Source organism: Thalassobacillus sp. CUG 92003 (assembly GCF_013618635.1).
GTDB lineage: Bacteria > Bacillota > Bacilli > Bacillales > Halobacillaceae > CUG-92003.
In genome coordinates this window covers 25,624-44,523 of record NZ_JABLSJ010000002.1, presented here as the reverse complement: position 1 = coordinate 44,523, position 18,900 = coordinate 25,624, and the positions used below count along the sequence as shown (strand labels likewise).

The following is an 18,900-nucleotide window of genomic DNA, read 5'->3' as shown; positions in this document are numbered from 1 at the left end:
AAAAGCCTCAACCCTAGAAAAATATGTTAGCATTTTTTCTAAATTATACCTTTTAACCCAACCTCTCTACATAAAGGAAGTGTTAGACATGATTAATAAACTCTCAACGTTGCTGATAGCCGTCTTACTTGTAGGTGTGCTTGGGGCTTGTTCCGAACAGGCATCCAAAGAAGCAGAAGACGCTCCTACAAACGCAAGTGAACCGGAACAAAAGGAGCCGGCGCCTCCTTATCAAGCAATAGAGCCTTCTGAAGATGCTGTCCCCCTGAAAGAAAAGCTGTCGGAGGAAGAGCTGAAAAATATGCCAGAGCAAGAGGGTGCCTTCAGCAGTGATCCTTCCCGTGCCGTCCCCGCTGGTGAAACACTCGCCAAGGATATGGAAGATAACACAGACGGCCCGCTGAAGAATCATAGGCTTGTAGCATATTACGGCACCCCGCTATCGGAAAATATGGGCATTCTCGGCACGATGAAGCCGGAGAAGTTTATGAAAGAGCTCAAGGAGCAGGCTCAAGCCTACTCGAATGCTGATCCTGAGCGCCCAGCCATTCCCACAATCGAGTTGATTACAACGATGGCCCAACGCGCGCCTGGCCCTGATAACACATACGTCAGCAAACTTTCAGATGAAAAGACCAAGAAGTATGTCGAACTCGCAGAAAAACATGATGCGCTCGTTCTTCTCGATCTCCAGCTCGGCGCCGATACCGTCATGAATCAAGTGAAGAGCATCAAGAAATGGCTGAAGCACCCGAACGTCCACCTGGCCATCGACACCGAATTCCGAATTGAAGAAGGCCAAGTACCAGGTGAAGACCTCGGCAAGGTCAATGGAAAAGAAGTTCAAAAAGCGGTCGAATATGTATCCCAGCTGACCGAAGAAAATAATCTGCCCGACAAGTTCGTGCTCGTCCACCAGTTTACAGAGCATGTACTGACCAATAAAAAAGCCATCCAGCCGACCGACAACGTTGAAGTGGCCCTTAACTTTGATGGCTGGGGCAACTCTGCAGACAAAATGGCGCTGTATAAAAAATACGTGCGTGATAAGCCGTCCCAGTATGGCGGATTTAAAGTTTTCTATAACAAAGATAAGCCTGTCATGACTCCGGAGCAAGTTGTGAAGCTTGATCCAAGTCCGGCAATTGTGAATTATCAATAAAGAAAAGTGCCTGTTCTATTTATGAAGAACAGGCACTTTTTTTGATAACATCTTATATCCGGCTGTCTAATATAAAGCTTTTCTTAGAGAAGACTGGGTACTCATGAAATGAAGATGTTGAATTTACAAACGCATTCCAATCCTCCCTTAAAAGTTCAACAATTTCATCTGTACGGGATTGGCTTGAGCTGTTCCAATGGCCAGAAAGCTGCTGTTTCTGGATGTTCTCATAACCTTCCATTACTTTTTCGTAGCCCTGTTGAAAGGAAGGACCGTTCTTAACGTCTATTTGTGAATAAAGAGCTTTATATTGTTCTTGTTCTCTTTGAGTAATATGACTGCCCTCTTTAATCTCCTGTATCGCATCTTTCATGCGGTCTGCTATCCTATCGAAGGGGCCACTTTTATTTTTATCTCTGTTATAGATGATTTGATACGTTTCAAGGGATACATTCACCGTTTCTTGTAATTTACGTTCCGTGTATTCCCCTGTTGCCTTATTAAACTTTTCTTTCAGTGAGGACGGCATGAGCTTTTCAGCTATTACATCAAGTTTCATTTGCGTTTGCAAATGATACATACTTTCTTTGTCGCTCGTCCAGTTGCCGCTCTTGTACTCTTGATTTATAGAAACAACATTCTTAACCATTTCTGACAGTTCATACTTTTCTTGTTTAGAAAGATCACCGCTATTTTCAATTAAGGACTTGTAGTAGTCTTCATAATCAGTGTTGACATCTTCCTTTTCTTGAACAATGGACACGGTTATTTCTGGCGAAGATTGTGTCTTTTGAAGATGTTCAAATGCATCCGAGAGTGTTAATTGATCCAATTTAATTGAGTCTGCATTTTTAATCCTGTTCTCATTGGAAAGAAACTTTGAAGGGTTGGTTAAATTAAATGATTTATCATAAATGGTTTTATAGTATTCGTCAACGCTGCCCCCCCTTAAAAAGATTTAATATTATATATATCGAATATTATCTAATATTTTTAAGCGAGAGTGTGACCACTGTCAAAACAAAGCAAGTCATTCCCTTGCACTTTCCGCTTAATGGTATTACAGTATATAATGGTTGAAATCCATCCGAATTGGTAAGGGATAAAAGAGAAGCATTTTCACTTTTTAATTTTGGGAACACGTTTCCCTTAAGGAAAGGGTTCAGATAGATATGAAAGATAATTTTTGGCATGAGCTGCCGCGGCCGTTTTTTGTGCTGGCGCCGATGGAAGCCGTGACGGATGTCGTTTTCCGTCATGTCGTGAGTGAAGCAGCGCGGCCAGACGTGTTTTTTACAGAGTTTACGAATACGGAAAGCTACTGCCATCCGCAAGGTATAGATAGCGTACGGGGGCGTCTGACGTTCACGGAAGATGAACAGCCGATTGTCGCCCACATCTGGGGAGACAAACCCGAACTCTTCCGGGAGATGAGTATCGGCATGGCCGAAATGGGCTATCGCGGTGTGGACATCAACATGGGCTGTCCTGCGCAAAATGTTGCCACTAAAGGGAAAGGCTGCGGCCTGATTCGTCACCCCGATGTTGCAGCAAAGATCATCCAGGAAGCCAAAGCGGGAGGACTGCCCGTCAGCGTGAAGACCCGGCTCGGTTATACGGAAGTCGAGGAATGGCACGACTGGCTGAAGCACCTTCTGGAACAGGATATCGTCAATCTGTCCATCCATCTCCGTACGAAAAAGGAAATGAGCAATGTCGATGCGCACTGGGAACTGATTCCGGAGATCAAAAAACTCCGTGACGAGGTCGCCCCTGATACGCTTCTGACGATCAACGGTGATATTCCCGACCGTCAGACGGGACTTGAACTCGTAGAAAAATATGGCGTGGACGGCGTGATGATCGGACGAGGGATCTTCCATAACCCGTTCGCTTTCGAAACAGAGAAGAAGGAACACACCAGCGAAGAGCTCCTCGATCTCCTGCGCCTGCAGCTCGATCTTCATGATAAGTACTCAGAAGAACTGGAGCCCCGTCTCTTCAGACCGCTCCGCCGCTTTTTCAAGATTTACGTCCGCGGATTCCGGGGAGCGAGTGACTTGCGAAATCGGCTGATGAGTACAGAATCCACCGATGAAGTGCGTGCTCTGCTTGATGCGTTTACAGAGAAAGATGGCGTGAAAGAAGAAGAAGGTTTTTCTGTTTCTTAAATAAGATGACCAGAAAGGGGAGCATTCCAGATTAGGGATGCTCCCCGTTTTTAATTACGATGATTTAATGCGTTCATATGTATTTGATTCTATATGTGGCAGCTATATCGAAACTGAGTCTGCGTTCTATTGAATAAGTAATGGGTGGCTTTTATTAGGCGGTTATTTCTTAATCGTGTAGTTTTGGCAGGTCAAACAGGCTTTCTTGTCGAAATTTAGACATATAAAATTTATTAAATAGGAGGATGAACGATGGCAGAAGTTTTGTTGTTACACCACGTTTTAGGCCGAACGAAGGGGATTGAAGCAATCGCCGATCAACTGAGAGATGCAGGTCATACTGTGCATGTGCCAGATTTATTTGACGGACGCATGTTTTTCTCGCTGGAGGAAGGCTTGGCATTAGTTAAGGAAATCGGATTTGAAGAAGTGACGGCGCGCGGCGTTCGAGCAGCCAACGAGCTTTCGCGCGATGTCGTCTATGCGGGTTTTTCACTCGGTGTCCCAGTAGCACAGCAGCTCGCTCAAACCCGTGAAGGCGCCAGAGGTGCGCTATTTTTTCATGCCTGCCTCCCCACCTCGGCCTTTGAATCTCAGTGGCCGGTCGACTTGCCCGTGCAAATTCACGCTATGAATGCAGATCCTTTTTTCGTTGAAGACGGCGACATCAACGCAGCCCGAGAGCTTGTGGTGTCGACCAATCACGCTGAACTTTTTCTGTACGAAGGCAAGGAACATCTCTTCACCGACAGTAGTTTACCGTCTTACGATGCAGACGCGACGAAACTTGTGATCAAACGGGTTCTCGACTTTCTCGCATAGTTAAGGAGTTGTATAAAATGGATAAAAAAAGAGATACAGAAATAAAACGCTCTTCAACAGCAGAAAACATTCTATCTCAGATCAATAGCAAAACTAAGCTAGGCGACTTACGGAAAATCGCGAAGAACATAAAAAAAGATCACGAACTAGCTATGGAACTTTGGTCAACCGAAGAGTTTTTACCCAGACTATTAGCAATTTTAATTATGGACAAAACACTTCTTACACAAGATGTGCTAAATAAGCTTGATGAGGATATGCAGACTCACACTTTTGATGAGCGAACTAACTTAATGGATTGGTTAATGGCTAATCAGCTCACCAAAGACAAGAAGAAAATTGCATTGATGGAGTCATGGCAAAACAGTCCTTTTGCTCTTCAAAGGCGAGCTTTCTGGTATTATCAAGGGCGATTGAGATGGACTGGACAAACACCGCCTGATAACACCGCAGATTTGCTATCTGCATTAGAAGCTAATATTAAGCAGGAAGAACCGGAAGTTCAATGGGCCATGAATTTCACAGCAGGCTGGATAGGCGTTTATGATGAAAAGAATCGTGCACGTTGTATAAAACTTGGTGAGAAAACGGGTCTTTACAAAGAAGAAAAAGTAGCAAAAGGATGTACACCCAGCTATTTGCCGGAATTCATTACGATTGAAGTTAACAAACGACAAAATAATTAGTTACCGCTGAAAAATTAATTAGAGTATAATGCAAAAAATATAGGCATTCAAAGCCTCAAAAACTGGAAGGCATTTTTATGGGTAGCCAAAAAACCGACGATTTCATTAAGAGACGGTCAGTTTTGGGGTTTTCTTATGCTTGAGTATTGTTTTTAGTCAATCGTTTTCCGATGGTTACGATAAGCCCTGCGAGGAAAAGAAGTAATCCATTGCCTACGATAACAAGACCTACGAATGCTCCATACATCGCTCCTCCTGCGCCACTCGACGGTACCAGAATGGCACCTGTTAAAAAACCAAGTATAACACCCGTAATTGCCAGTAGAAGACCGGAGACCCATAAATGTAAACGTCCATTTCTATACCACTTAATGGTGTAAACGTTGACCAGGATTAAAAAAATGAAAAGAAGTATAGTAAGCGCTCCATCCAGATCGTTCATGCAGTCCCTCCTAAAATAAATTCTTATGTTTAATATATGGCATGTTGGAATATTTTACAAAAAATAGTTGTGCTATCCTAAATAATCAGGTACACATGCCGCATAAGAACATTCTTCAGATTTAGAAGGCATTTGTTTGATTCTAAGATGACAGTGATTCCCCCTGGCTTCCTCGCCAAGATTTCCCGTTGACCATACAAGATAAGTAACATAAAGAATAGAGCTAAAAACAAACAGACCAAGGCCTCCCTGTACGGAAGCCCGAGTCTGTTTGTTAAGCGTCCTGTCTCCATAAAAAACAAGCCACCCATAATTCGGATGACTTGAATGATGAATGTTACCCCTCTTACAGAATGCCAATCGTGTTCAACAAAATGACAAAAGCGACAGAGATGACGGGGATCAGGACGGCTACGACGAAAATGTCTTTGTAGCTGTCTTTGTGCGTCATACCTGTAATCGCAAATAGGGTCAGAACCGCTCCGTTGTGCGGCAGAGCATCAAGGCCGCCGGAGGAGAGCGAGGCGATTCTGTGGAAGGCTTCCGGGCTGATGCCTGAGCTTTGGGCGATTTCATAGTATTTGGATCCGAGCGCTTCGAGTGCGATGCCCATCCCGCCCGATGCAGAGCCGGTGGCACCTGCGAGCGCGTTGACGGCGATCGCTTCTGAGATGAGCGGATTCCCCTTGACGCCCATCAACAGTTGGGTCAAATTGGCGAAACCCGGGACTTCGCGGACAACGGTACCGAATCCGACCGCGGCACTCGTGTTGATGATGGCAATGACGGACCCGCTTGCGCCGCTGTTCATGGATGGGATGAATTTCTTGAACATCGTGACGTTAAGCAGCATGATCAGCGCAATGCCTGAGATCAGGGCTGTGACGATATCCCAGTTTAAGAGATTCAAAGTTAGGAGAACAGTCAATAAGGGCAGAAGCGACAGGAAAAAGTTCGGCGTTTCATCTGGTTGCTCCACCCCTTTTTTCTCTTGCGGTTCTGTAAAGACTTCTCCCTGGGAGACGAGCTTCTTCTCGCGCCACCTCAGGTAAAAGTAACCGCCGCCGGCCATAATGATGGCCGCGATGATGCCCATCACAGGCGCTGCGGTCGCAGTGGTCTGGAAGTATTCCATCGGGATCAAGTTCTGAATTTGCGGAGAGCCTGGCAGAGCTGTCATGGTGAAGGTGAAGGCCCCTAAAGCGACGGTAGCCGGAATCAGTTTACGGCTGATGTTCGCTTCACGGAACAACGACAAGGCCAGGGGATAGACAGCGAAAACAACGACAAATAGGCTGACGCCGCCATACGTTAATACGGCCGCTGAGGCGAGTACGCCCAAAATCGCGCGCTGCGTCCCGATCAATTTCGTCAGGGCAACAGCGACCGAGCGGGCCATGCCTGTGTTTTCCATCAGTTTTCCGAAGATGGCCCCGAGCATGAAGACGGGGAACCAGTCCTTCGCGAATGCGACGAAACCGCCCATGTATGTATCTTTATAGGCTTCGAGCAGGTCGAGACCGCCGGTTACGGCGACGACTCCAGCTGCGATGGGCGCCACCCAGATAATGGACCAGCCCAGGTAGGCGAGAAACATCAATACGGCAAGTCCGAGAAAAATTCCGAACATAATTTATCCTCCTTGTTTTTTATTGCGCTTCGACGACCATGGCGATGCCTTGACCGCCGCCGATACAGAGTGATGCGACACCATATTGGCCTTCGCGACGTTGCAATTCTTTGATCATCGTGTACAGTACCCGCGTACCGCTGGCGCCGACGGGATGACCAAGCGCAATCGCGCCGCCGTTGACGTTCACTTTGTCACGGTCGAGGCCGAGTTCTTTTTCGACTGCTAAATACTGCGAGGCAAACGCTTCGTTCACTTCGACGAGATCCATGTCATCAAGGGTGAGTCCGGCTTTTTCCAACGCCTGGCGGATCGCTGGTGCAGGGCCGATGCCCATGTACGCCGGATCGACACCTGTGACAGACCAGGCGATGATTTTCGCTGCCGGCTTTACATTGTGCTCGCTTACAACATGTTCACTGGCTAACACGACGGCACCTGCGCCATCATTGATGCCACTCGCATTTCCGCCGGTCACTGTGCCACCTTTCTTGAAGGCTGGTTTCAGCTTGGCCAGCCCCTCAAGATTGGTGTCTTCACGAATGTGCTCATCCTGATCGACGACGTTGGTTCCTTTGCTTGTTTTAATTTCGACTGGAGCGATTTCGTCTGCGAATCTACCAGAGTTACGCGCTTCGGCCGCGAGCTTATGACTGCGTGTTGCGTACGCATCTTGTTGTTCTCTCGTAATCTCGTACTTATCGGCAAGGTTTTCTCCTGTGACTCCCATGCCGGCACCGATATACTCATCCGTGAGTGCTGCCCAGAGCATGTCATCCACTTTTGGCGCGCCAAGCTTGGTACCGAAACGGCTGCCGCGTAACGCATACGGGGCGAGGCTCATGTTGTCGACACCACCCGCGAGCGCGGTTTCCCCTTCACCGAGCTGGATCGACTGAGCGGCCGATATGACCGATTGCATGCCAGACCCGCACAGGCGATTGACGGCAAGGGCCGGGCTTGAGTTCGGCACGCCTGCTTTCAGCGAAATATGGCGCGCGAGGTAGGGTGCATTTTGCGAAGCATGGATGACATTCCCCATCACCGTCAGATCAATGTGGTCGGCGGAAATACCGCTTCGTTCCAATGCGGCTTGACTTGCTGTCACCCCTAAATCGGTCGGGTCTACGTCTTTCAAGGCACCGCCGAACGTTCCGAACGGGGTGCGTGCTCCTGCTAAGATATAAACGTGTTTCACGTGAAACATCTCCTTTCGTTTATTGCGTCGTGTAGCCACCGTCGATGACGACCGCCTGGCCTGTGACACCTTTTGCCTGGTTGCTTGCGAGGAACATCGTATAGTCCGCGACTTCCTGGACGGCCAGGAGCCGTTTCTGCGGCACTAACGGATAAATGACTTCTTCCAATACTTTTTCTAAAGAAACGCCGCGGTTTTCAGCGAGGTCTTCCAGCTGGTTGCGGACGAGTGGTGTATCGACATAGCCCGGGCACATGGCGTTGACGGTAATGCCCGCTTCCGCGCCCTCCAGTGCGGTCACCTTCGTGAGGCCGATCAAACCGTGTTTGGCACTGTTGTAGGCCGCTTTACCGGAAAAACCGATCAGCCCGTTGATGGATGCCATGTTGATGATGCGGCCGAATCCCTGCTTTTTCATAATCGGAAACACATGCTTCGTCGCCATGAATGGTGCGACAAGCATGACTTTCGTGATCAGTTCGAACTTTTCAGTCGGAAATTCCTCAATCGACGCAACGTGCTGCAAACCGGCATTGTTGACGAGGACGTCGAGACGCCCGAACGTCTCCACCGTTTCGTCGATCGCGCGTTGGATCTGCTCTTCCTTTGTCACATCACACACGAGTCCGACTGCTTTCAGTCCTTCGTCATTCAGGCGCGCTGCTGCTTGTTTCACGTTATCTTCTTGAATATCACTGAGCACAACCTTGGCGCCTTGGCGAGCGAACGCTATCCCGATTTCATAGCCGATGCCACTCGCTGCCCCTGTAATGAATACGACCTTATTGTCTACCATTTGTCTTCCCCCTCATTGACTAATTTCCAAAAGCTCATCACTGATGATCAATTCTGCTTCTGTCGATGCTTTGATTTCCTCAACGGACCAGCCTTCAACGATTTCGACCAGCACCAGACCCGCTTCAGTCACATCCATGACTGCTCGATCGGTGATGATGCGATCGACGACACCCTTTCCGGTCAGCGGCAGTTTACACGCCTTCAAAATCTTCGGGTCGCCATGTTTGTTGACGTGATCCATGATGATGACCACCTTTTTCGATCCGTGAACGATATCCATCGCCCCGCCCATGCCTTTGATCATTTTTCCTGGAATCATCCAGTTGGCAAGGTCTCCGTTTTCCGCCACTTCCATGCCGCCCAAAATCGCAAGGTCGAGATGCTCGCCGCGAATCATCGCGAAGGACTCGGCACTGTCACAGTAAGCTGCCCCGGGGGCTGCGGTCACGGTTTCTTTCCCTGCATTGATTAAGTCCGGATCGACTTCGTCCTCATAAGGCGAACGCCCGATGCCTAAGAGACCGTTTTCCGATTGCAGGACGACGTCTTTCTCCGGCTGGATGTAATTTGCGACCATTGTCGGCATGCCAATGCCCAGGTTGACGTAGAAACCGCTTTCAATTTCCTGCTCGGCTCGTCTCGTAATCAGTTCGCGGGTGGCCGCTTTGTCCATCTTTACCGCCATTGTTCATCTACCTCCTCGTTATGCGTGTGTACTTACCGTATAGCGCTCGATGCGTTTTTCTTGCTTGCCTTCGATCAATCCCTGCACGTAAATGCCCGGCGTATGGATGCCGTCTGCAGGTAACTCACCCGGCTCGGCAAGTTCTTCAACTTCCGCAATGGTCACTGCTCCAGCTGCTGCCATCATCGGATTGAAGTTTCGTGCGGTTTTGTTATAGATGAGGTTGCCGTGACGGTCGCCTTTTAGGGCACGGACGAGGCTGACATCTGCCGTCAATCCTTCTTGTAAAAGGTAGTCTGTTCCGTCAAAGTTGCGCACTTCTTTCCCATCCGCAATCGGTGTTCCAACGCCTGCAGGTGTATAGAAGGCTGGAATGCCCGCCCCGCCTGCCCGGATTTTCTCAGCGAGTGTCCCTTGCGGTGTCAGTTCGACCTCGAGCTCCCCTGCAAGCACCTGGCGTTCGAATTCTTTGTTTTCCCCTACATAGGAGCCGATCATTTTATCGATTTGTTTATGTTTCAACAACAGGCCGAGGCCCCAGTCGTCGACTCCACAGTTGTTGGAGATGACCGTCAAATGCTTGACGTTCGATTCGACGAGCGCGAGAATCAGGTTCTCGGGAATCCCGACAAGGCCGAACCCTCCCACCATAATCGTGGAATGGTCATGAATCTCTTTCACAGCTTCATGACATGATGTATACATGTGTTTCATGAGGCGTCACACTCCCTTCCCCCTTATACATGCAATTTTCATGCCAAGTTTGCGGTATTGCTATCACAAGGTTTGTGAACATTTTATGAACATATTTTCCGTAATGTCGGAATCGTGTGATTGAATAAAATGAAAACCCTTACATAAGCGCATTAAAAAACCATTCCGGAATGTCGGAATGGTTTCTTGAATTCTGGAATGGTCACAGATTGTATTTTTTCACTTTTTCATAAAGGCTCGATTTGCCGATACCGAGCTGCTTGGCAGCAACGCTTTTGTCGCCATCGGCTTCTTCTAATGCTTTCAGGATGGCCCGTTTTTCCGTGTGCTCTACGATTTCTTTCAATGACTCGCCCTCTACCGTCACCGGCCCGTCCGGATGAAGGTGGTGCGGGAGGTCCTCATAATCGATCGTTTCATGATCGGTCATGTGGACAGCGGATTCGATGACATTCTCAAGCTCCCTCACGTTCCCCGGCCAACGGTGCTGTTGAAAAAGCTCCTCCACGGTCTGAGAAAAACCCTGGACGCGTTTGCCTGTGCGCTCCCCCACTTTTTGCAGCAAGTATTTGGAGAGAATCTTGATGTCCCCTGTCCGTTCTCTGAGCGGCGGGATGTCAATTTGAACGACATTGATGCGGTAAAAGAGATCCTCACGAAAGCGCTGCTCTTTGATCATCGTTTCAAGGGACTGATTGGACGCAGCAACGATCCGGACATCCACGTCTTGCGGATGGACGGCTCCGACCGCTTCCACCTCGCCTTCCTGCAGGGCACGCAATATTTTCACTTGCGCATGCAGCGGCATATCCCCGATCTCATCAAGGAAAAGCGTCCCGCCATGAGCGAGCTGGAACTTCCCTGGCTTCCCACCCTTTTTCGCCCCCGTAAATGCACCTTCTTGATACCCGAACAGCTCCGCTTCGATCAAGTGCTCCGGGATGGCAGCACAGTTCACTTTTACGAAGGGCTTCGTGCTGCGTTCACTCAAATGGTGGATGCTATGAGCGAACAGCTCCTTACCCGTCCCACTTTCCCCGCGCAATAAGACGGACACATCACTATGGGCGGTTTTACGGATCGTTTCCTTCAATTGCAGCACCTCAGGAGAGCTGGTAATGATGTCGTGCAGCGCATACTTGGCCCCGTTTTGCTGCTGCATTTGACTGCGGTACGTTTCCAGCTCCAGCAGAAGGTCTTTAATATGGGAATTCATGATTTTCCATTCATCAGTATCGCGGAACAGCACCATGCCAAGGGCGCCGATCACTTCGCCCTCTTCCCATAAGGGGATGCGGTGAGCGACCATATAATCGCCCCGGATCTGCTGCAAGTCGGCCATTTCTTCTTTTCCCGTCTCGACGACGATATGCATCCGCGTGTTTTCAATCACATCCGTTACATGCTGCCCCGTAATGACGTCTTGATCTACAGCCAGAAAGCGGCAGTAGCTTTCATTCATATACGAGACCTTTCCCTCTGCATCGACGACGACGATACAGTGCTCAACATTTCCGAACAATGTTTCCAATACATTGTTACGATAGTCTTCTAATAACGTAAGCATCGGCTCACACTCCTGACCATCCGATTGATTGATAGCGTTTACAGTGTTAATCAAAGTTTATCAAAAGCCATCGCTGCTTACTAGACGATAAGCCTGATGCCATGAAAAAAAGCCGCCACAGTCACTCAATTTTTGAATGACTTGAGGCGGCAGTAACGCTCATAAACCTCTTACACTTTTATGATTTCTGCTTCTTGACAGCTTCGAGCATGTGGGACGTGCTCCCCCAACTCCGCTGCCCTTTATATCTTACTTTATTATTACTAACTATTAGTTCTCTAACCATGTGGCTATTTCATTTTGTGCATCATTGTCATTAATTGGAGCAAAATGCGATAAACCTTCCATAATCATGACTTCTGTATTTGGATGCGTATTAAATACTTTTTCGTATTGATCTGCTTTAAAAGATTTATCTCCACTGCCTGCCAGAACAAGCACTTCTCCATCCATTGATGAAATATCTTTTTCGTAGTCTGGGCGTGGATGCATAGAGGTTTGTAATCGATAACTATACCTTAATGTTTCAGTATTGTCTCGATAGTTATTCGGCATGTTAAAAGAAATAACATTCCTATCATTTAAGTGGGTGATTCCAATTTGATTGAGCATGCTTAACCCAATTATACGTGGAGTGTTTACATTAGCCCATTCATTATTACTCTTATTTGTTGGGGCATTATGATGTATATATGGAGCAATCAGCAAATACCGATTAACTGCATTATGACTAAACTCGCCACCTGCAAAACGGATGACAGTGCCTCCTCCACTTGAATGACCTCCTAATATAATAGGTTGTTCTGGATGACGTTTCCTTATGTAATCAATTAAGTCATTCAAATCCTGTTCAATTTGACCTAAATAATCAACATCGCCACGTTTTTCAGGATTTGGTCCGTGTCCTCGCAAGTTTGGAGTATAAACTGAAGCTACGCCCTCTTGAGATAGATTCGTTGCCAGCGGTTCTAAATATTCACTATGATAACCCGAACCATGAATAAGAATCAAAATGTTCTCAGCAGTTGAATCATAGTAGCGGTAAGTCAAGCTGGAACCATCTCTTGTTTGATATTCCTCCAATTCTTTAGATTGTTGTCCATTCGTTTCCAAATCCTTAAACTTAAGGTTTTGCAAATCACCGGATGGTTCTTATACAGAGTTAAATAGTGTTAATCCATATGCCACTCCTAAATATATTACAATGCTACTCGATACGATAATTAGAAAAATCTTCAAGATTTTCAACAACCCCACCTACTTTTTTAATAATTATACGTTTGAACAATTTACTGCCAATACAATTAAACTTCCTTATTTAACTTTTACAGCCATAGTGAAAGGTATATTTCACTAAAATGAAATTGGTCATATGGGTGGTCGGCTATTATTACTCTTGATTCCGTTGTAATACAATTAATACACTATATTTTTTTAGCGAGAAAACATCACGTATCAATAATCTCTTACTGCGCTTATTTATGATACGGTTCTCCGTAATATATCTAAATGAGGTTTAAATAACAAAGGACCTAAAAAGGTCCCTTTATCTAATCAGTATCCTCTTCCATTATTTCGGACTCTTCCAATATGGAAGGAACAGTAAGTTGTTTCTCCTCAAGTATCTCTTTATACTGCCTACTAAAATCCTCATCTTGTTTAAATAGTTCGGTCATTTGTCTATTAAATGTTCCATAGGATGAAGCAAGAAAGGCGCTATTTAGCTCAGAAACAATAAGAGCATCAAGGGGCATATGGAACAAATAAAATCTAATTAACTTCCACCTTCTATTAGCAAAGTCTATTCCATTAGGTGGTGTTGACATTTTTCTTTCACCAAACAAGAATTTTCTTAATAGGTTAAAATACTCCGTATCTTTAAGGAATTCTATGATGAAATCTTCAGGAATACTTTTTGTTTTTGTTTTCTTGAACAATGTTTTAATAAAATCATCTACTTCATTAGTTGGGATAATTTGATTATCTACCAACCGTTTTACCATCTTCCATCCGTCAGTGTCTTGCCAAATGAATAGTTTCCATATTTCATCTTTCCAGAACTCTCTAATAAAACTATCATCGCTTGAGATTTCATTTAATTTATCTTCAAAAACCACAATGTATTTTCTAAAGATATCCCAATCACTCTTAATGAATTCCAGGAAACCTTCTCTCAATACTTGAGAAGGTGAGTATGCAATATAATTCCAAAATTGATAAGTAATACTATCACCATCAAATACCTCGAAACTAATGGTTTCTTCTTCAAAATAATCATCCACTTCTTTCAGAAACAAAGATATATCCCCATTTGTCATTGCATGAGGAATTTCCCTTACTAGTGGTGAAACATCTGTATTTGGAGGTGTATATTTTGAATCGTAGTGTTTTTTAATCTTTTCTAAAAGTCCACTCTTTCCTCCATTTACTACGAATTTGCTTAAATTAGATTCAATAAACAACCAAAATGATTCAACATGTGGATAACTAATAATATTATTCTTAGCATGAGCACAATCATTTCTAATTGTTTTCCAGTAGGAATATTGAGTTCTAATATCATCATTAATTAAGAACGGATTATCCGGGCTTTGCCTATTTACAAAATCAAAAACTGTACTGTCCCAAATTTTTTCATCCTTTAAATCATTTAATCTATCAGTCCACATCTTTTGAGGGATATTATCGGGTTTGTTTTGAGCGTTAAGTAACCTTTCCCTTAGGATGGTCTGAAGCCCTAAATACCCCATAATGAAAGATGCCCTATATGCAGATATTTTATAGCATAGAACCGATTCGTTGAAAAGGTCTTTAGCGTCTCCTTTAACATTGTTCTCATCTATCCATTTTTCAAATCTTGTTTTCATAAAAATCTCCTCAGTAAAATTTTCATTGTTGGGTTTGGTTTTTCACCCAATTTGAGAGCATTTCAATACCTTCTGTATCAGTATATTTCAAGTATAAATTCCAACCTATTAATCTAATTGGAGAGTTTAGCAGTGTACCTGATATCTTTTCAATATCAGCAGTATAACCCTCCAATTTAAGCATAGATTTTCCCCCTTGAATAGTGTTACGGAGGATTACTTTTTTCGGACTTACTTTCAAGTATTTAAATATTTCTTTAGACGTAGTTTTTCCATTTAAATATAACGTGTGTATGTTCCCATTACTTAATATACTTGCCAACAAATCCTTTGTACTAACTAAGGATTTTTTCTGTTTCGAGGTTAATCTCCCCCACACTTCACTGGTGGCCCACTGACTTAAATCAAGGTGACATGCTGTTCCATCATAATAATCATAACCACTTGACGCTTTTAAGAAGTCAGATACTCTGTCAAACCAATCTTTGTAGACAATTCCTGGTCGTTCGAAATATCTTTCGCAATAGTCTTGTATTTGTAAAGCATGTGATTCTGTAATTTCGTTATGCTCTCTAACCCCTAAGCTTTCTAATGTATGAAACCTTCTTTGACCTCTGACAAGTTCAAATTCACGATGACTAGGATTCAAGCTTATAGTTGCTACTTCTGCATGCTTAAATCTTCCGAAAGCTATTACTGGTGTGCTTCCCGGTACAACAGAACAGCCTTCTGGAGGTTCTTCACGTAAACGATTTAGAATAGATGAGTCTACATTATCTATTGCTAACACCCTTCCTTATTTGAAATTAATTTACTATGCAGTAGCAAAGTTGCACATCTTCAACTTGAAAGACACCGAACCTTAATACAGTAAAATTTGAGAATATAACTTCTTCTTCAAATTCTATATCCTTTTTTTCTGTTAATAATTGGTTTATTTCTGCTTTATAATCCAATATTATCATAGCTTGATAGGTAGGGAGTATAAACTCCCCCAATTTCTCTTCATAACCTAAATACTCATATAAATGAATAAACTCTTTTTCAATATACTTAGCAAACTCACCCGGAAGTACTGAAGTTACCTTTAACAGTTCGCTATAACTATGAATTTTTATCACACTTCTCCCCCTACCCTCTGCTATGAATAACTATCACACATACAGCAATACCAACAGCAGTTCCTATCACGAAATATTGCATAGGTTTCCATCCCTTCTCTTCAATTTATAATTGCTCTTTTACATACACATAGATTGAAATACCAAACATTACTCCTGCTTTAAATAACTCCACAGCTTTCATAAAATCACCTCCTAAAATTGGTTTTTTCCATTAAAAAAGAGAATACGCCTAGGGTGAATTCTCAACGGAACATCTTATAAGGTTTTGATTATGGCATTATGACAAATTGACTGCATCCACCAATTCATCATTCTTTAGTAATCCGATAGCAATATTCTGCTTGCCTTGCTTGTCCTGCAATAAGTAAACTACGTTCTTTGTCCCCCCTTCATAGAAATAGACTATACAATTCACCTCTTTTAGACGGTGTGGAATTAGTTCTCTGACTTCTGCGTTTACTATTTCCTCGACGTTCATAAGTTGACTATCCACCAACCAATCATTAAAAGCTAATTGAGGATGATGCTCATAAATAAATTCCCAAAATACATCTATAACGCTCATTAAAACCCCTCCATTTAGGTATTAAATATCTAAAAACACAGAAAAAGGGGGAGCAAACTCATCGCTAATGGATGAATCTGCTCCCCCTTTAATGGTGAAGTGACTTGCTACTTGCTTATTAAGTTGAATCCTTATTGTTTCAATCTTTCTATCTTCATCAACCGTTATCGTATCAATGAGTAGGTGCAGTAAGTGCTTCCTTTGTTCTCGGGACATAGATTCTTTATATGCCTGCACAAAGTTCTTCATCACTTCCCTTACCATATCAAATGAAATTTCCGGTTGACTATCCTGACTCAATTGCTGTGCGAGTGGTGATAACCTTACCTCTAGGGATTCCTTTTCTTCGTTAATCTTAGTTAATCGACTTGAAAGTTCTGGTCTCGTAATTATATCCTCCTCATATAACCCCAATACTTTATCCTTACGAGCTTCTATAGCTTCTAATTTTTTCTTGAGTGTTTCATATTCATGTTTTTGAGGAGCCAGCCTTTCTAGATTTCCATTATTCATTTTATCAACAATGTCTTTTATCAGCTTGTCTTTCTTAGCAATGTTCGATAGCTTTTCAAGTACATACTTATCCGCATAATCTGTTCTAATACTATTGGAACGACATACAGCTGTACCTTTATTTTTCCAAGCTCCACACACGTAATACTCAAGTATCCTCTTCGTTCCATCTTTATTCGTATTTGTTGTCCTTCCTATGACCATCCCTGCTCCACAGACAGGACACTTTAAAATACCCGTCAAGGGGAACTCACCACTATGAATACGGTTTGGGCGGCCGCCTCGACTTTTCATTATACTTTTTGTTTTCTCCCATGTTTCTTCAGAGATAATTGGCTCATGCCGTCCTCTCTCAATGATGGGGTTAGGGTTAATATTATTTCTTCTCATTTCATTCCAATCCCTACGAACGTTGTACCTAATATAGCCTGCATAAAGGGGATTGGTTAAGATGGTTCTAACTGCGTTTATAGAAAAATCTTTATCTTTTTTAGTCCGATGCCCTTCTTTGTTTAGCTTATTAGCGATTGATTTATATCCAATTCCACTTGTATAGAGACTGAAAATCCTACGGATTGTTTGAGCTTCTAATTCGTTAAGAACAAGTTTAGAAAACTTCCTCTTATAATTATTTTCACTAGGAGTGCTTACTACATCGTAGCCCAACACTTGGCCCCCATTCCAAGACCCTTCTCTGGCTCTCGCCTTCATCCCCATCTTTACATTTTCAGCTATATTAGCTCTTTCAAATTCTGCAACAGCTGCCATCATTTGAAACTGCAAGACTCCTCCTGGAGTTTCAGTTTCATAGTTTTCGGTAGCGGAGCGGAATGCTATGTTATTCTTTTTCAATAAATCAATAACGCTTAAAAGGTCCAAACTCTTTCTGGATAGACGATTTAGCTTCCAAACCAAAACTGTATTAAATGCTTTTTGACTAGCATCCCTGAGTAATTCTTGTAAACCAGGTCTGTTTTTCATAGCCTTGCCACTTATCCCTCTGTCACTATAGACTTTGAAAACCTTGTATCCCTCACGTTCACAAAGCTCTTTCAACGTCCGAACCTGTTCATCAATACTATAACCTTCCTCTGCCTGTTCCTTTGTAGAAACTCTGACATATATAGCGGCTACCTTTGTTGTTACATGTGATGAATTATTCAACGTATTGCTCAATACATTCTTCATGTTCTTCTCCCCCCCACATTTTTCTTGCTATCATCTTCTAAAAACCAACGTGCTACTTGTGACAAAGGGATACTTTGCAACGCTGAAAAATATAGATGGTCAGTATTTAGTAGTTTACACATGCACTCAAACACTTTTTTTCCTTTATGAGTAGATGTATCGAACTCTTCGGTTGATGAACAAATCTCAACTCCATAACTAGTAAGTTCTCTTTCTATTTGTTGGAGCTGTTCTCCATTAGAAGCAAGTGTGAAAACATCCCAAACAAGGACAACATGGAACAAGCCACTAGCTGCATCCTTAATCATTTGCTGTAGAACTGGCCGCTCTTTCTCATATGATGTTAAAAAAGGTTCTAAGTAGATATTACTGATACTATATCCTGCTTGTTCATACATTGCTTTCAATTCTTGGACACTTTGTTTTTGACGTTTCTGTTTTAATGGGTGTGACTTGGAAGAATCTCTAGAGTAAATCACGATGTTTGGCAGATTCTGCTGTGCAATTTCATTTGGATTATTCATTCATACCCTCTCCTTTTGGTTGCTTAGTTAGGTAGGTTGTAACCATTTCTGCCAGCATATCTACTAGGCTTTCGTATTCACATACTGCTTCTTTTTTTTCCATGATAGAGCTCTCCTATTCAATGTAATAATATATATTTTATTTCCGTGTAAGATACAGGGGGGAAGGGTGGTTAGCTTAAACAAAACTTCTTTAGGTGTTTTTTATGTTCGGTTATCTTACCATGTTTTTTTATTTTCCCAC

Annotated in this window: 19 protein-coding genes; 4 read left to right on the top strand and 15 right to left on the bottom strand. The window is 43.7% G+C overall.

Going from position 1 to position 18,900, the window contains the following annotated elements; translation table 11 throughout:
* Window positions 1-88: 88 nt before the first annotated feature.
* Window positions 89-1,162, top strand: a complete 1,074-nt coding sequence (locus tag HOP45_RS02845) for a hypothetical protein (protein WP_219914462.1) — start codon at window positions 89-91, stop codon at window positions 1,160-1,162.
* Window positions 1,163-1,214: 52 nt separating this feature from the next.
* On the opposite strand, the gene HOP45_RS02840 is transcribed toward HOP45_RS02845, so the two are convergent.
* Window positions 1,215-1,994 (bottom strand): hypothetical protein, encoded by a 780-nt coding sequence (locus HOP45_RS02840; protein ID WP_181347400.1) that lies wholly within the window; start codon window positions 1,992-1,994, stop codon window positions 1,215-1,217.
* A gap of 340 nt (window positions 1,995-2,334) precedes the next feature.
* Here HOP45_RS02840 and HOP45_RS02835 point away from each other — a divergent pair, with 340 nt between their 5' ends.
* The 3 genes from HOP45_RS02835 (at window position 2,335) to HOP45_RS02825 (ending at window position 4,841) form a co-directional block, all read left to right on the top strand.
* Entirely contained in the window at window positions 2,335-3,333 is a 999-nt protein-coding gene (locus HOP45_RS02835; RefSeq protein ID WP_181347399.1) for a tRNA dihydrouridine synthase, read from the top strand.
* A 252-nt stretch (window positions 3,334-3,585) separates the two neighbouring features.
* Window positions 3,586-4,155, top strand: coding sequence for a dienelactone hydrolase family protein (locus HOP45_RS02830; protein WP_181347398.1), 570 nt, complete (start codon window positions 3,586-3,588; stop codon window positions 4,153-4,155).
* 17 nt (window positions 4,156-4,172) lie between these two features.
* Window positions 4,173-4,841 (top strand): DNA alkylation repair protein, encoded by a 669-nt coding sequence (locus HOP45_RS02825; protein ID WP_181347397.1) that lies wholly within the window; start codon window positions 4,173-4,175, stop codon window positions 4,839-4,841.
* Between the two features lie 133 nt (window positions 4,842-4,974).
* Here the strand turns inward: HOP45_RS02825 and HOP45_RS02820 are convergent, their stop codons facing one another.
* The 14 genes from HOP45_RS02820 to HOP45_RS02755 form a co-directional block, all read right to left on the bottom strand.
* Window positions 4,975-5,283, bottom strand: a complete 309-nt coding sequence (locus HOP45_RS02820) for an inner-membrane translocator (protein WP_181347396.1) — start codon at window positions 5,281-5,283, stop codon at window positions 4,975-4,977.
* A gap of 346 nt (window positions 5,284-5,629) precedes the next feature.
* Window positions 5,630-6,913, bottom strand: a complete 1,284-nt coding sequence (locus HOP45_RS02815) for a GntP family permease (protein WP_181347395.1) — start codon at window positions 6,911-6,913, stop codon at window positions 5,630-5,632.
* 19 nt (window positions 6,914-6,932) lie between these two features.
* Complete coding sequence (locus HOP45_RS02810; protein WP_181347394.1) at window positions 6,933-8,111, bottom strand: thiolase family protein; 1,179 nt, start codon at window positions 8,109-8,111, stop codon at window positions 6,933-6,935.
* 19 nt (window positions 8,112-8,130) lie between these two features.
* Window positions 8,131-8,907, bottom strand: coding sequence for a 3-hydroxybutyrate dehydrogenase (locus tag HOP45_RS02805; protein ID WP_181347393.1), 777 nt, complete (start codon window positions 8,905-8,907; stop codon window positions 8,131-8,133).
* A 12-nt stretch (window positions 8,908-8,919) separates the two neighbouring features.
* Window positions 8,920-9,594 carry a 3-oxoacid CoA-transferase subunit B gene (locus HOP45_RS02800; protein ID WP_181347392.1) on the bottom strand — a complete coding sequence of 225 codons (675 nt, stop codon included), beginning with the start codon at window positions 9,592-9,594 and terminating at the stop codon, window positions 8,920-8,922.
* 18 nt (window positions 9,595-9,612) lie between these two features.
* Window positions 9,613-10,308 (bottom strand): CoA transferase subunit A, encoded by a 696-nt coding sequence (locus HOP45_RS02795; RefSeq protein ID WP_181347391.1) that lies wholly within the window; start codon window positions 10,306-10,308, stop codon window positions 9,613-9,615.
* A gap of 202 nt (window positions 10,309-10,510) precedes the next feature.
* A complete protein-coding gene (locus tag HOP45_RS02790; protein WP_181347390.1) occupies window positions 10,511-11,875 on the bottom strand; it encodes a sigma-54 interaction domain-containing protein in 1,365 nt (454 codons plus the stop codon).
* Between the two features lie 270 nt (window positions 11,876-12,145).
* Window positions 12,146-12,988: an alpha/beta hydrolase gene (locus HOP45_RS02785; RefSeq protein WP_219914461.1), complete on the bottom strand. Its 843-nt coding sequence runs from the start codon at window positions 12,986-12,988 to the stop codon at window positions 12,146-12,148.
* A 437-nt stretch (window positions 12,989-13,425) separates the two neighbouring features.
* Entirely contained in the window at window positions 13,426-14,742 is a 1,317-nt protein-coding gene (locus HOP45_RS02780) for a hypothetical protein (protein WP_181347389.1), read from the bottom strand.
* 22 nt (window positions 14,743-14,764) lie between these two features.
* Window positions 14,765-15,532, bottom strand: coding sequence for a hypothetical protein (locus HOP45_RS02775; protein ID WP_181347388.1), 768 nt, complete (start codon window positions 15,530-15,532; stop codon window positions 14,765-14,767).
* A 16-nt stretch (window positions 15,533-15,548) separates the two neighbouring features.
* The gene (locus tag HOP45_RS02770; protein WP_181347387.1) at window positions 15,549-15,863 is read right to left on the bottom strand and encodes a hypothetical protein; all 315 of its coding nucleotides are present in this window, start codon (window positions 15,861-15,863) and stop codon (window positions 15,549-15,551) included.
* 280 nt (window positions 15,864-16,143) lie between these two features.
* A complete protein-coding gene (locus tag HOP45_RS02765) occupies window positions 16,144-16,431 on the bottom strand; it encodes a hypothetical protein (protein ID WP_181347386.1) in 288 nt (95 codons plus the stop codon).
* 21 nt (window positions 16,432-16,452) lie between these two features.
* A complete protein-coding gene (locus tag HOP45_RS02760; RefSeq protein ID WP_181347385.1) occupies window positions 16,453-18,132 on the bottom strand; it encodes a recombinase family protein in 1,680 nt (559 codons plus the stop codon).
* On the bottom strand, window positions 18,129-18,656 hold the full coding sequence (locus HOP45_RS02755) for a recombinase family protein (protein WP_181347384.1): 528 nt from the start codon (window positions 18,654-18,656) through the stop codon (window positions 18,129-18,131). Before HOP45_RS02755 ends, HOP45_RS02760 begins: the two co-directional genes overlap by 4 nt.
* Window positions 18,657-18,900: the final 244 nt, after the last annotated feature.